The following is a 13829-nucleotide window of genomic DNA, read 5'->3' as shown; positions in this document are numbered from 1 at the left end:
GACGAAGCCGCCTGATAAGAAACTCTGAAAGCAGAATTCCGAACTCAGTATTAAATTATGCAAGAACGCCTGGAAAACATTCGCCAAAGTATCGATGCTATCCGCAAGAGCGGAAAGCTGCCGCATTGGCGTATGGTCTATGCAGATAATCTTTTTAACCGCGCCGGAGAATATTTGGCGGTCGATAGATTGCCGGAAGCCTCGATGGTGGCCGATAAGCTAGAACGCTGGATCAAGACGCATACTCCCCGCGTGGATGCGACGGACCGTTTTGCCGAAAATCCGATGGTCATCTGGAACAGCGACATGCTACTTGCCATGTCGGCGAAACTCAAGCAGACGCTTTCGCAAAAGATGTTGCTTGTTCCGGCGACCGAAAGGGAATCGACTCTTCGCAGGCTGAGTGTAGTTGAGGCGTGGATTCGCGAAGGTCAGCTCCTGCAGGCTCATGATGAACTTTTGTCGCTCCGTACCGCGCTGATTGCCCGATTGAGGCGCAGCCTGCGTGCCCGTCTCGTGGCTACGGATCTTTATCGTGGAACGGCCTCCGTTCCGGCAGGGAGCCTGGTGGGTCCCTACAATGCCCTGCACACCTTGGAAGAGACCTTCCATGTGGTAGGCGAGCGCGATCCAATCTGGATAGAGGACTTCCTCGAAATCTATAACGACCTGTTCCGTATCGTGGAACGTCTCGTCCCCCAAGAAAAAAAATAGAGCTTGCGCTCTATTTTTTTGAATTATGAATTTCAAAATTCATAATTAAGAATTTAAATAATCGCGGCGAAGCCGCCTGAAAGAAACTCTGAACTCCGAATACTGAACTCCGAATTTATTAAAATCCGATACTCAGCTGGCCCATGTAGACGCGTTCTTCGTCCTGGCCGGTGTAGTAACCGAGTTCTTCTGCCCAGGTGGCGAATTCGACTGAAACGAAACGCAATACTTCGAGACCGAAACCGGCTGCGGGGTAGCCGCCCTTGAAACCGCCGGAAAGGCGTAAAGCGAGGAATCGAATGGCGTTGTTGTATCCGGGCCACGCAAGCAGCGTCTGTTCCACTTCCATACCGAAGTTGATGTGCGAGAGGAACTTGTAGTTGTTCTGCCCGTTGATAGCATCGGCATAGTCGAAGGCGATGTTGAACTTACGGCCAAAGCCCGTATTCTTGTTGAAGAATCGCGGGCTATAGTTGATACCGGCGGTAATGTTCGGAGTAATCTTGTCACCGGCGAGTTCCTTGAAATAGATGTCGCGGACGGAAAGGCCGAGGCGGACTTCGCGGGCGACCTGGTAAAGCATGCCGAGATCGATTGCAAAGGACATTGAGCTGAATTCGAACAGTTCGTCGGCGACGTCGTGATAGCGGTCTTCCAGGGTGTCCTGGATGTTGTCGTAGTTGGCCATGGTCACCTGGACGCTTTCGACTTTGTGGCGCTTGGCGAACTTGATGCCGATACCGGCAGAGAATTCATCGGTAAAACCGTAAGCGGTACCGACCTGAGCCACACCATCTACATAGAATGTGTCAACGACAATCTGGGGAACAATCAGGCCCGCGTCCATATAGGGTGCTACATTACCGTCGACCCAGATGGCGCCACCGAAATTATGGAAAGCCATTTCGGCATCCATCTTGATTTTCATGGACAGGTACTTGTGGTCGTATTCATTCATCTTGTGGATGAGTTCGGGGTGCGCTGAAAGGGAATCTAAAAGGACATTGGATTCTTTCAATCCATTCTCCTTGGCGACCTCGCTGGCGCGGCTATAGATTTTCTGGACATCCTTTGCCACGTTGTAGGTGGAGAAATAAGTTTCGAAGGGACCTGCACCGCCGAGGTTCAAGCGCATATCGCCGAGGTTGCGCGGGTAGTAGCCCTGTTCGGGGCGTTCCTCGTAATTGCCCAGGCGATTAATCTGGTTCAGGCCGGCGTAGTTGAAGTAGATGGCTTCCTTGTCGTCGACCAAGGCAACGTGGGCGTTACCCATGGCTTCCGCGCGTAGCGATCTATGCGTCGGGGCCTTGATTGCAAAGGAGGTTACCGTCAAAACAAGAATCAAAAATACAAGGAGCTTTTTCATTATTTAGTCCTCCCATCAAACCATTTCTTGAATGAGTCTTCATCGTAGTTGACCCAGCAACCGCCGACCATCGTCTTGCGGTCTTCGAGGCTGTAGGTGGGATTGTCTTTGTTGGTATCGTTTGCGATGAGCTGTTTTCTTGCTTTCAGGCCTTCGACGCCCCCTTCCATGTTCCAGGAAAGGTCCTTAGAGAAAACGAGGCGGTGGTCGTTATGTGCGACGCGGTCCTTATAGTTCTCGTAGATAAATGCCCATTCGCGGTCCAGTTCGTCGGAGTCGTCCGCTACGGTTTTGCCGTTCATGTCGATGTCGACGTTCCTGTATTTTTCGTTGGGACCGGCGGACTTGATGACGCGTAGATCCTTGATAGACATCTTCTTTTGAGCGATATTCTTCATGATCGTTGCATCGTCATAACGGATTTCATTGGTCTTGTCGCTGATGTCTTCGTCGATTTCTCCGTCTCCGTCGTTGTCTTCACCGTCATAGAGTTCCTCGTCAATGCAGCCGTCGCCGTCGTCATCGATGATATCGCTATAGCCAAGCTGGCCGATAATGATGTTCAGAGTCTTGGATTGTTGAGGAACGTCGTCTTCGGATGCTTCCGTTTCCTGGGCAAGGGCGGAACACATTCCCTTAACAGCGTCGTTCTTGGCTTCTTTGGTCAGGTAACCCGCTTCGTTGCCAAAACCCTGGAGGTAGTCTTCGAAGAGCGAGGTCATACTTTCGGGGTTAGCTTCGCAGGTGTTGAAAACTTCGTGGAATGTTTCCACGGTTTCGTTGGGATCGTTCTTGAAGTCGTTAAGAATGGCCTGCATGCTGCAGGTGCTATTGCTGAGTTCGGCTCTTGTGCTCTTGTTGGCGCATTCCAGGGGCATCTTGGTCTTGAGTACGAGCATGGTCTTTAACATCTGGATAACCATGTAACCATCGGCGATATACTTGTAAGTGACTTTGCCGTCGGTCTTGCCATTCTTGTCGCGTTCAATAAATTGTGTGGCGATAGAGTTGACCGTATCGATAGCGGTTCTAAGGGTGTTGGCGACGGAATCGGGAAGGTCGGCGAACGGTACGGTCTTGTCGCCGGCGTCTCGGTTCGTGTTGACATATTTGAGCAGGGAAAATACGTTCGTTTCGGCCGTCGTGTTCAGCTTGCGGTTCAGGATAGATTTCATGAGGCCGAGCCACGCTTCGGAGTGTGCGGAGTCTGCGGCGATGGCCTTGTTGAAGTACGTTTCGGCTTCGCTATATTCGTTGTTACGGAATTTGATATAACCTTCGTATGTGAGAGCATCTGCATCATCGTTTTTGATGTTTACACTTTCGGTAGGGTTGAAAATGTTGCATCCTACGACAGTTAAACAGGCCGCAAGGGCTGCTGTCCATAAAAATTTGGATTTAAGTACGTTTTTCATTACATTATTCCCATTTATCTAAAAAGATAACTTTATTCTTACAAAAATGGAATTTCATTCTGTTTTTTTGAGAGAAATTGTGATAATTATCGTTTTTTTAGGCTTTTTTGTCGTTTATTTCGCTTGATATCAAAAATATCTATCTTTATAGCATGACTGCGTATCGCGAGTATTTTCCCACCAAGGCGTTTCGGATTGCCGAAATGCGCTTGTCTTCGCTTCTGGGGCGCGAACGCGACCGTTTGGATGCCCTAGCGGCAGACTTGGGTAGGGAATATGCGATAGGTCCAGACAACCTGGTGGAACAGCTTCCGCTTATTCGCGATTTTACAAGGGAATATCACCGTCTTTTTTCGGAGTATCTTGAGGCCGTTTTGCCACAGCAGCCGCGACCGATCCAGTGCAGGCCCGCTTGCGGAAATTGCTGCCATCATTACCCCATGTCGGTGGAGCCTTTTGAACTTCTGACTCTATATGGCGACCTCCGGGGGCGGAATGACCTGCTCGATATTATGGAGGCGTGCCAGGTGCGTTCGTCTCTCTTTAGCAGGATGTTTGAATCGCGTAGAACGCAAGCCGAGAATGGTAAAATCGAGGGTGGCGAAAGTCGGACGACCCAAATGGATTTGGACGACTACGCCGAAGACAAGGCCTTGCACGACTATTTTGCGGCATGGAACCCGTGCCCGTTTTCGGACAAGAAGGGCGATTGTACGGTGTATCCGTTGCGTCCGGTGTCTTGCCGCATGTATTTTAGCGAGACGGACCCAAAGTTTTGCACACCGGAGCATTTGCAAACACCCGAAAACGATAGCTACATTGTTTACTTGCCGGATAGCATCGAAGATGCGGTGTACGGAATCTCGGAACATTATTCGTTGCTGGATTTGCCCGAAAGCTACTTTGGCGGACTCTTGGCCGTGAACCGCTTTGAAGGTCTGATTGGCGAAAAATGAATTTGTTCGGATTGCAACTTGACCTGTTCGGGAACAATACCGATGCTCCCAAGGAACCGGCGAAGCCGAAAGTTCCGACATCGGTTTCGCAGAATGGCTTGGTGCATTTCAAGTACAATACGCAACTCAAGAAGAGCATTCGCTGCAAGGGGGGAGTGCTGTTTGGCCACCCCGAAGTGATTTTGCCCGCCTACATGAAAGACCCTGAATTTGCGCCAGCGCGAGAATTGGCTGCTGAGTGGGCAGAACACGCCATCAAACGCAAGACGGCGAAGAATAAGGCGGTAATCAAGGACTTGGTGAGCCGCTTTTGGACGCTGGTTGAACAGATTCTTGCAGACCGTGGCGATGAGTCGCTTTCGAGTAAGGGACGCCTTCCGCCTATAAAGCCGCAGGGCAAGTATCATAACTTGAACGATGTGCTTGCCGCAATCAACAGTACGTGTTTTGAAGACAAATTAACTTGTCGTATCACGTGGAGCAATCGCATAGGCGGGCTCAGCTTCCATTCGGTCCGTCAGGATCCTGTGACCGGCGAAGAATTCCACCTGATTAGCATCAGCAAGGGCTACGATGCCGCCAACTGCCCGGAGTATGCCGTGGCCGGTGTCGTTTACCATGAATGCCTGCATATTGCGATTCCAGTTGAAATCAAGAATGGCCGCCGCATTGTTCATGGGCGTAACTTTAGACGTCGCGAACGCCAGTACATCTATTACGATGAATGGATCCACTGGCACAATCACGTGCTTCCGCTGAATATCCGCAAGATGCGCCGCCACGGGGAATTGTAAATTCGGAATTCTGATTTCAGATTTCGGAGTTGATTTAACTCTGAATTCCGAACTCCGAACTCTGAATTTTCTACATTTAGCGCCGTAAAATTAACAAGGACCAAATTATGGCAATGCAAGATATGAATGACCAGGTTCAGGCACGCCTCGCGAAGCTTGAAAAGTTCAAGGAAATGGGTGTGGAGGCTTATCCGCACAAGTTCAACCGCACGCATGATTCCAAGGTTTTGAAAGAAAATAAGGAAGCTTTGATGGCTTCTGGCGAAAGTATTGCTTTCGCTGGCCGTGTGGTTCGCTTCAACCGTAAGGGCAAAATGTGTTTTATGCACCTCAAGGACCGTTATGGCCGCTTGCAGGTGGTGGTCGCCCGTGACGAAGTGGGCGAAGAAAACTATGAAATCGTGAAGATGACCGACCTGGGTGACTTTATCGGCGTAAACGGTTTCATGTTCGAAACCCAGACGGGCGAATACTCCGTGCACGTGAAGAAGGTGACCATGCTCAGTAAGGCTGTGCGCCCGCTTCCGGTGGCTAAGGAAAAGGTGGACGAGAACGGCAACAAGGTGGTGTTCAACGAATTTGCCGACGTGGATACCCGCTACCGTCAGCGTTACATCGACATGGCCCTGAACGACGACGTGAAGGACGTGTTCATCAAGCGTTTTAAAATTCTGCAGGCTATCCGCGAATACCTGATCGAAAAGGGATTCATCGAAGTCGAAACTCCGACGCTCCAGCCGATTTACGGCGGTGCGAACGCCCGTCCGTTCACCACGCACCACAACGCCTGCGACATGACGCTCTACCTGCGCGTGGCTCCGGAACTCTACCTCAAGCGCTGCATCGTGGGCGGCATGGAAAAGGTTTTCGAATTCTCCAAGAACTTCCGTAACGAAGGTATGGACCGCACCCACAGCCCGGAATTCACCGGCCTCGAATTCTACGAAGCCTACGCCGACTACAACGACATGATGGTGCACTTCGAGAACATCTACGAACGCGCCTGCATTGCGGCCAACGGCACCACCAAGATTGACTACCAGGGGAAGGAAATCGACTTCAAGGCCCCGTGGCCCCGCTACAGCATGATTGAGGCTATCGAAAAGTTCGGCGGCCTCAAGGTGAACGAGATGAGCGACGACGAAATCAAGGCCAAGATGGAAGAACTCGGCGGACACTTGGATGGTGAATTCAGCCGCGGTCGCGGTATCCTCGAACTGTTCGAGCTCACCGTGGAAGACAAGCTCATCCAGCCGACCTTCATCAAGGACATGCCCACCGAAAGTACGCCGCTCTGCAAGAAGCACCGTACCATCGAAGGGCTCATTGAACAGTTCGAGCCGTACGCTAACGGATGGGAACTGGGCAACGCCTATACCGAACTGAACGACCCCATCCGTCAGCGTGAGCTCCTGGAAGACCAGGTGCGCCGCGGCCGCGGTGGCGAAGGTGAAACGCACCCGATGGACGAAAACTTCATGCATGCTATCGAATCTGGCCTGCCTCCTACCGGCGGCGTGGGCTTCGGTATCGACCGCATGGTCATGCTCCTCACCAACCAGCAGACCATCCGCGACGTACAGCTCTTCCCGCTGATGAAACCCGAAGCGTAGCTTCGCAGTAGACAGTGGTTAGTGGTTAGTAAACAGGATTGTGTCAGGTTTGCAATGGCCCAGAGTTATAAGGATTTAGTTGTTTGGCAAAAAGCGATTGATTTAACAGTCGCTGTTTACCAATTGACAAAACAGTTTTCTAAAGAGGAATTGTTTGGACTTGTATCTCAAATGCGGCGAGCCTCTGTTTCTATAGCAAGTAATATTGCTGAAGGTGAAGGTCGTAAGTCTAAAAAAGAATTTGCACATTTTTTAGGCATTTCTTTAGGATCCAAGGCTGAACTCGAAACGCAATTGATTTTGTGTGAACGAGTAGGTCTAGCTTCGAATTCAGAGATATCTTTTTTAAAATGTTCATTAGATGAGGTTGGGAAGATGCTGGCCAAACTCAAGGAAAGGCAGAATTCCAAATCCAAAGAATCCTAACCACCAACCACTAATCACTAACCACTACTTCCTATGAATAAACTTGAGTGGCTAATCGCCTGGCGTTACTTAGGGGCTCAACGTAAGAGTCTCTTCGTTTCGCTTATCGGCATTTTCAGTATGCTCGGTGTCTCTATCGGCGTGTTTGCGCTGGTGGTGGCGCTTGCTGCGGTCAACGGCTTCGAAGAAGAAGTGACTGCCCAGATGATCGGCAAAGACGCTCACTTCGAAGTGATGGCGTACAATGGAGAAATGATTGCTCCGTATGACAGCCTCATGAAAGAAGTTCGCGACCGTGATTCTCGCGTGGTCGCTTCGTCTCCCTTCATTATTTACAAAGTGGGCGTGAGCTCCAAGAAGGTGAATGACGGCATTGTCATTTACGGTATTGATACTGAAACCGCCAAGGGCGTGACCGATATCCACAAGTACATCAAGTGGGGAAATTACTCGGTCGATAGCCTCGAAGACTTGAGCGGGACCATGCGTCCGGGAATTATTCTCGGTTCAGGCCTTGCCAACAGGCTTCGTGTGGTAGTTGGCGACAAGCTTGTGCTGCAGACCTTCCAGAGCCCCGACGCAATGGTAACGAGTGGCGGCCCGAAAATGATGATGTGCGTGGTGAGCGGCATCTTCGAGACGGGTACCTATGAATTCGACGGCAATCTCGCTTACGTGGGCATCCCGGAATTGCAGAAGTTGCTTGGCTTGGGTGACGTGGTGACGGGCATTCAGTTCCGCTTGAACAATCATTGGCTTGCCGGCGAGGCGGTGGACAGCCTTGCGTCATGGTTAGGTTATCCGTATTACGCCATGGACTGGAAAACGAAAAACATCACGCTCCTCAAGTGGATGAACTACGAAAAGTTCATCGTGGCGGCGGTGATTTGCCTTATCATCTTGGTGGCTGCATTCAACATCATCAGTAGCTTGATCATGGTCGTCATCGACAAAACCAAGGAAATCGGCATTCTCCGCAGTATGGGCTTTAGCAAGGCGGCCATCATGCGCGTCTTTATGCTCATGGGAAGTTTCATTGGCGTGGGCGGTACGATTGTCGGTGGTACCATCGGCCTGGTGCTTTGCAAGCTGCAAGAGGCCTACCACTTTATCAAGCTCCCCGGCGATGTCTACGTGATTCCGTACTTCCCGATTTCGGTGCACATCATTGACGTGATTTTGATTTTTGTCATCGGCATTGCGCTTTGCGTGGCAGCGACGTTGCTCCCTGCATGGAAGGCGAGCCGCTTGGATCCGGTGGGGGCGATTAGACATGAGTAGAAGTAAACAGTGGTTAGTGATTAGTAAACAGGATGGATTGTTTCAGATATTTCCTAACCACCAACCACTAACCACTAACGTATGCCAATGAGTTTATTACAAACCATCAATCTTCGCAGGGTTTTCTCCGAAACGGGTGAAAAGCTTGAAATTCTCAAGGGTGTGAATTTTGAGATGGAAACGGGTGAGCTGGTGGCTCTCACGGGTTCTTCGGGTTCGGGTAAGTCGACTTTTTTGAATTTGGTGGGGATGCTCGATACGCCGACGTCTGGCGAAATCCTCTTTAAGGGGAAGGCGCTTTCCAAGTTCAACGACGCCGAGCGTGACCGCTACCATCGTGTGCAGGTGGGCTTCGTGTTCCAGTTCCATCACTTGTTGAGCGAATTTACGGCAATTGAAAACGTGTGCGTGCCGGGTCGCGTTCTCGGGACTTCTGAAAAGGAATGCAAGGAACGTGCCGCGATGCTTTTGGAAACGGTGGGCCTCAAGGACCGCCTCAAGCATTTGCCGCGTGAATTGAGCGGTGGCGAACGCCAGCGCGTGGCTATTGCCCGTGCGCTCATGAACCATCCGGACTTGGTGCTGGCCGACGAACCGAGCGGCAACCTGGATGAGGCGAATTCTGCGATGCTGAACGAATTGATTGGCGAACTCAACGAAAAGTTTAATCAAGCTTTCTTGATTGTGACGCACGACGAAAAATTGGCTAGTTTTGCAAAAAGGCGTGTCGTGATGCACGGCGGCGTCATTCAGTAGCTTAAGGAGAAATATGTCAGATATCAACGGTATTTTTTCGAAAAAGGCGAAAGCGGTGTTGCAGGCTGCCCGCATTGCGGCCCGCAACTTAGGTAGCGACAGTGTAACGACCGAACATTTGCTGCTCGGGCTTGTCCGCGAAGATTCCGGTTTTGCCGCCGAGACTTTGATGGCGCTTAAGGTCAACCTGAACGAACTCGGTGAAACGGTGCAGCGTTCGCTTTCGAGCAACGGCGGCATTATGACCATCGGCGTTTCGCATGGGGCGATTCTCAATTTTACGGCGCGGTGCAAGGCGGCTCTTTTTAATGCGGCCAAGATTGCGAAGGAAGAAGGGGACCAGTACATTGGCCCGGAACACTTGATGCTCGCCATTTTACAGCAGAGCGAATCTCCGGCGGCAGGGACTCTTTCGACTTTTGGCATTACCTACGAGAATTTTGACGCGGCATTGCAGCAGGTGAAGAACGAGGCCATGAATGGTCAGGCTCCTGCAGATGGTGCCGACGACAGTGATGACGGACGCTTTATCAATCAGGGGCGTGGCGATACGCGTCAGCAGGTTCGTAGCCAGTCCCGCTCCAAGACTCCGATTCTGGACCATTTTGGTCGCGACTTGACGGCGCTTGCCAAGCAGGGTAAACTCGACCCGATTATCGGCCGTAGCCGCGAAATCGAACGCTTGATTCAGATTCTTTGCCGCCGCAAGAAGAACAACCCGGCGCTTATCGGTGAACCGGGTGTCGGCAAGACGGCGATTATCGAAGGGCTCGCCCAGAAGATTGTACAGAAGAAAATTCCTGAACTCCTGATGAACAAGCGCGTGGTCACGCTTGATGTGGCGGCCATGGTGGCCGGTACCAAGTACCGTGGACAGTTCGAGGAACGCGTGAAGGGCCTGATTACGGAATTGCAACGTGTCGACAGTTCGGTCATCCTGTTCATCGACGAACTCCATACGATTGTGGGAGCGGGCGGTTCCGAAGGCAGTCTCGATGCCAGTAACATCTTTAAGCCGGCCCTTGCTCGAGGCGAGCTCCAGTGCATCGGTGCGACGACCATCGACGAATACCGCAAGTATATCGAGAAGGATGCCGCGCTGGAACGCCGTTTCCAGACGATTGTCGTGAATCCGCCCAATTCCGAAGATTCTATCCAGATTCTGGATGGGCTGCGTCCGAAGTACGAACAGCACCACAAGGTGCATTACACGCCCGAAGCGATTCGTGCGGCGGTGGTGCTCGCCGAACGCTATATCAGCGACCGTTTCTTGCCGGACAAGGCGATTGACGTGCTTGACGAGGCCGGTGCTCGCGTACGCTTGAATTCGATTCGTACGCCGCAGGACCTTAAGGAAATGGAAGACGAACTTGCCGCGACCATGCAAAAGAAGGAAGAGGCTATTGCTGACCAGCAGTACGAAACGGCTGCAACCCTCCGCGACAAGATCGAGGAACTGACGGGGCGTATCGCGGAACGCCGCGAAGCCTTGAATAAGGAAGATTCGGCGGACTTGCCCGTTGTGGACGAAAATGAAATCCGTGACTGCATCAGCAAGATGACGGGGATTCCTATCAGCCGCCTTGCGGGCGAAGAAACTCAGAAACTTTTGAAATTGGGTGACGAAATCAAGGAACGCATTATTGGCCAGGATGCTGCGGTCGATGCCGTGGTCAAGGCGATTCGCCGTACCCGCGCCGGTATCCGCAACACGAAACGCCCCATGAGCAGTTTCCTGTTCCTGGGCCCCACGGGTGTGGGTAAGACGGAACTGGCGAAGGTGCTCAGCCAGAGCTTATTCGGCAGCGAAGATTCCATGATCCGCATCGATATGAGCGAGTACATGGAAAAGCATAGTATCAGCCGCCTGATTGGTGCGCCTCCGGGATACGTAGGCTTCGAGGACGGTGGTGGACAGCTGAGCGAAAAGGTGCGCAAGCGCCCGTACTGCGTGGTGCTTCTTGACGAAATCGAGAAGGCTCACCCCGACATCTACAATCTGCTTTTGCAGATTCTGGACGATGGTATCCTTACGGATAGTTATGGCCGCAAGATCAACTTCAAGAACACGATCATCATCATGACGAGTAACGCAGGTGCACGCGAGGTGCGCCACAGTTCCGGCATGGGTTTCACCAAGATGGGCGAGACCGACGACTACGAACGTATGGAAACCGCCATTCGCGAAGAAGTCAAGCGGGTGTTCTCGCCGGAATTCCTGAACCGAATTGACGAACAGATTGTGTTCCGTCCGCTTTCGAAGAAGGACCTTGTTTCTGTCGTGGATATCCAGTTGACGTTCCTTCAGAAGAATTTGTCCGAAAGGGGAATTCTCCTTGAAGTTTCTGAGGCTGCGAAGGAGCATATCGTATCTCACAACTACGATTCTGCCTTGGGTGCGCGTCCGATTCGCCGCTCGATCCAGAATCTGGTGGAAGACGAAATTGCGGAAGGCTTGCTGCTTGGCATCTACAAGGATTTCTCGACGATTTCCATCGATGTCGAAAATGGCAAGCTCAAGTTCACCTCGGAAGCTCTGCCGAGCTAGAAATTTTTAGATAAACCGATTTGTATTTTTATGTTTAAAATTGGCGTGATGGCTTCCGGCGGCGGGAGCAACTTTAAGGCGATTATTGACCGCATTGGCGAGGGTGACCTCGAGGCCCAATGCAAGTTCCTGATTACCAATAACGGGGGTTGCGGGGCAGTATCTCACGCAGAATCTTACGGGATTCCTGTTTACCATATTTCGGGAAAAACGCACCCCGATACGGCCGCTTACGAAGCTGCGATGCTTGAAGTCATCGACCGCTACGATATTGATTTGTTGATTTTGGCCGGTTACATGAAGGCCTTGCCGGTGAGCATTATCAAACGGCTTCCGGACCGCATTCTGAATATTCACCCGTCGCTTTTGCCTAAGTATGGTGGCAAGGGCTTCTGTGGAATTCACGTGCACGAGGCCGTGATTGCCGCCAACGAAAAGGAATCGGGCCCCACCGTTCACCTGGTGAGCGAAGAAATCGACAAGGGCCGAATTCTTGCGCAGACCCGCGTTCCTGTAGAAGATGGCGATACGCCGGAAACGCTCGCTGCCCGCGTGCTGGTGCAGGAACATGAATTGTATTGGAAGACTATCCGCGACTACGCAAAGAGCATCCTGTAAGTAGAAAGTCATTCTGGAGCGTAGCGACGGAATCCAGCACCGGATTCTCCCTTTCGAGAATCATGCGCACTAAGGTTACAAGTAACCAGGTGTTGTCCGACCTCCCTTCGGTCAAGAATGACAGAGTTGAATGATTATGAAGCATAAGTTGCCCGCATTTCTCGAAGGAATTGAAGCCCCTGTCGATGGCGAAGTCGCCATGCGCAAATTCGCTGCATCCCAGATGGGAGAGAATGCCGTGGTCGTGGGCATTGACGAAGTGGGCCGCGGTCCCTTGGCGGGCCCCGTGGTGGCGTGTGCGGCTGTGCTCAAGTCGCCCGACGCGCTCCTCACGCTCAACGATTCCAAGAAACTTACTCGCCCCAAGCGCGAAGCTATGTACCAGGCGGTGCAGGACGCCTGCGAATGCTTTGCCGTGGCAAGCGCCTCGGTCGAAGAAATTGACCGCATGAACATCCTGGAAGCGGACTTTTTGGCCATGCGTCGTGCCCTGCAGGCTCTCGGTATGCCCGGAATTCACGAATCAGAACCCGAAATTCCAATCTTCCAGAAAGGCTCCTTTGCTTCCCTAACCACTAGCCACCAACCACTAACCGCTTTAATCGCTGTCGACGGCAACCTCAAGATTCACGGAATCCCCGAAGCAATGCAGATCCCCGTGGTCAAGGGCGATGGCCGCATTGCAAGCATTTCGGCTGCTTCGATTTTGGCGAAGGTTTTCCGTGACCGCTATATGGACGACCTCGAAAAGCGTTACCCTGGTTATGGTTTTGATAAGCATGCCGGTTATGGAACCAAGGCACACCTGGATGCCATCCGCCGCCAGGGCATGACCCCTGAGCATCGCAAGAGTTTTCACCCCAAGAGCTTGCAGACCGAACTGGAATTGTAAAAATCCTAGTTGATTCTGATGTCTACGATGTCCAAGGCTGTTCCGCTCATGGCCGTATTTGTCCTTGAGAATCGCCTCCTTGGGCAATTTTTGTAAAAAGAAATAAATTTTTTGAAAATATGGCGCTGGCGGGCCGAAAGAAACGTGATTTCATATTCCTCACTTCACATCATGAGGCTAGGACGACGTAATCTCGGCGATGCTTGCGATTAAGTAAATATTCCCCCTAATTCTATAAAAGCCGATTTATGGAAATCGGCTTTTTGCATATTTGCATATTTTTCGCAACAGACTTTTGAAGTTTGCTCCGACGCTATTTTGCGAATTACTTCACCTGGGCGCGAAGCGTCTGTATGCTACCGCCAGAAACCACCTTCACCAGATACAAGCCGCGGTTCATGGGGGCCAGCGACACGGAATGGGTTCCGGCGGAATGGCCGCGGTACTGCT

The 13829-nt window shown here is 51.6% G+C and carries 12 protein-coding genes; 10 read left to right on the top strand and 2 right to left on the bottom strand.

All coding sequences use genetic code 11. The features are described 5' to 3' along the window. The first annotated feature begins 57 nt into the window (after positions 1 to 57). Entirely contained in the window at positions 58 to 714 is a 657-nt protein-coding gene (locus tag BUA93_RS07885) for a hypothetical protein (RefSeq protein WP_072978630.1), read from the top strand. A 118-nt stretch (positions 715 to 832) separates the two neighbouring features. Here BUA93_RS07885 and BUA93_RS07880 read toward each other — a convergent pair whose 3' ends face one another. Both BUA93_RS07880 and BUA93_RS07875 read right to left on the bottom strand, forming a co-directional pair. Beyond that, positions 833 to 2080, bottom strand: coding sequence for a hypothetical protein (locus tag BUA93_RS07880; RefSeq protein WP_072978629.1), 1248 nt, complete (start codon positions 2078 to 2080; stop codon positions 833 to 835). Continuing rightward, positions 2080 to 3495: a tetratricopeptide repeat protein gene (locus BUA93_RS07875; protein WP_072978628.1), complete on the bottom strand. Its 1416-nt coding sequence runs from the start codon at positions 3493 to 3495 to the stop codon at positions 2080 to 2082. Before BUA93_RS07875 ends, BUA93_RS07880 begins: the two co-directional genes overlap by 1 nt. A 152-nt stretch (positions 3496 to 3647) precedes the next feature. On the opposite strand from BUA93_RS07875, the gene BUA93_RS07870 reads away from it, so the two are divergent. The 9 genes from BUA93_RS07870 to BUA93_RS07830 all read left to right on the top strand — a co-directional run bounded on the left by BUA93_RS07870 (position 3648) and on the right by BUA93_RS07830 (position 13379). Beyond that, on the top strand, positions 3648 to 4451 hold the full coding sequence (locus BUA93_RS07870) for a YkgJ family cysteine cluster protein (RefSeq protein ID WP_072978627.1): 804 nt from the start codon (positions 3648 to 3650) through the stop codon (positions 4449 to 4451). Beyond that, positions 4448 to 5245, top strand: a complete 798-nt coding sequence (locus BUA93_RS07865) for a hypothetical protein (RefSeq protein ID WP_072978626.1) — start codon at positions 4448 to 4450, stop codon at positions 5243 to 5245. The genes BUA93_RS07870 and BUA93_RS07865 overlap by 4 nt, the downstream gene beginning before the upstream one ends. A gap of 107 nt (positions 5246 to 5352) precedes the next feature. After that, entirely contained in the window at positions 5353 to 6858 is a 1506-nt protein-coding gene (lysS, locus tag BUA93_RS07860) for a lysine--tRNA ligase (RefSeq protein WP_072978625.1), read from the top strand. Between the two features lie 54 nt (positions 6859 to 6912). After that, on the top strand, positions 6913 to 7284 hold the full coding sequence (locus BUA93_RS07855; RefSeq protein ID WP_072978973.1) for a four helix bundle protein: 372 nt from the start codon (positions 6913 to 6915) through the stop codon (positions 7282 to 7284). Between the two features lie 33 nt (positions 7285 to 7317). Beyond that, complete coding sequence (locus BUA93_RS07850; RefSeq protein WP_072978624.1) at positions 7318 to 8565, top strand: FtsX-like permease family protein; 1248 nt, start codon at positions 7318 to 7320, stop codon at positions 8563 to 8565. Positions 8566 to 8652: 87 nt separating this feature from the next. Further along, the gene (locus BUA93_RS07845) at positions 8653 to 9321 is read left to right on the top strand and encodes an ABC transporter ATP-binding protein (protein WP_072978623.1); all 669 of its coding nucleotides are present in this window, start codon (positions 8653 to 8655) and stop codon (positions 9319 to 9321) included. A gap of 13 nt (positions 9322 to 9334) precedes the next feature. After that, positions 9335 to 11869, top strand: a complete 2535-nt coding sequence (locus tag BUA93_RS07840; protein ID WP_072978622.1) for an ATP-dependent Clp protease ATP-binding subunit — start codon at positions 9335 to 9337, stop codon at positions 11867 to 11869. Positions 11870 to 11899: 30 nt separating this feature from the next. Further along, positions 11900 to 12487: a phosphoribosylglycinamide formyltransferase gene (gene purN / locus BUA93_RS07835; protein ID WP_072978621.1), complete on the top strand. Its 588-nt coding sequence runs from the start codon at positions 11900 to 11902 to the stop codon at positions 12485 to 12487. 136 nt (positions 12488 to 12623) lie between these two features. Further along, a complete protein-coding gene (locus BUA93_RS07830; RefSeq protein WP_072978972.1) occupies positions 12624 to 13379 on the top strand; it encodes a ribonuclease HII in 756 nt (251 codons plus the stop codon). The last annotated feature ends 450 nt before the right edge of the window (positions 13380 to 13829 follow it).

The sequence above is a fragment of the Fibrobacter sp. UWH4 genome (genome assembly GCF_900142475.1).
In the GTDB taxonomy this organism is placed as follows: domain Bacteria; phylum Fibrobacterota; class Fibrobacteria; order Fibrobacterales; family Fibrobacteraceae; genus Fibrobacter.
This window is presented reverse-complemented; position numbering and strand designations above follow the sequence as displayed.

Coding starts and splice junctions, on each gene's coding strand:
- BUA93_RS07885 (WP_072978630.1), top strand. CDS start 58: ATGCAAGAACGCCTGGAAAACATTCGCCAAAGTATCGATGCTATCCGC.
- BUA93_RS07880 (WP_072978629.1), bottom strand. CDS start 2,080: ATGAAAAAGCTCCTTGTATTTTTGATTCTTGTTTTGACGGTAACCTCC.
- BUA93_RS07875 (WP_072978628.1), bottom strand. CDS start 3,495: ATGAAAAACGTACTTAAATCCAAATTTTTATGGACAGCAGCCCTTGCG.
- BUA93_RS07870 (WP_072978627.1), top strand. CDS start 3,648: ATGACTGCGTATCGCGAGTATTTTCCCACCAAGGCGTTTCGGATTGCC.
- BUA93_RS07865 (WP_072978626.1), top strand. CDS start 4,448: ATGAATTTGTTCGGATTGCAACTTGACCTGTTCGGGAACAATACCGAT.
- lysS (WP_072978625.1), top strand. CDS start 5,353: ATGGCAATGCAAGATATGAATGACCAGGTTCAGGCACGCCTCGCGAAG.
- BUA93_RS07855 (WP_072978973.1), top strand. CDS start 6,913: ATGGCCCAGAGTTATAAGGATTTAGTTGTTTGGCAAAAAGCGATTGAT.
- BUA93_RS07850 (WP_072978624.1), top strand. CDS start 7,318: ATGAATAAACTTGAGTGGCTAATCGCCTGGCGTTACTTAGGGGCTCAA.
- BUA93_RS07845 (WP_072978623.1), top strand. CDS start 8,653: ATGAGTTTATTACAAACCATCAATCTTCGCAGGGTTTTCTCCGAAACG.
- BUA93_RS07840 (WP_072978622.1), top strand. CDS start 9,335: ATGTCAGATATCAACGGTATTTTTTCGAAAAAGGCGAAAGCGGTGTTG.
- purN (WP_072978621.1), top strand. CDS start 11,900: ATGTTTAAAATTGGCGTGATGGCTTCCGGCGGCGGGAGCAACTTTAAG.
- BUA93_RS07830 (WP_072978972.1), top strand. CDS start 12,624: ATGAAGCATAAGTTGCCCGCATTTCTCGAAGGAATTGAAGCCCCTGTC.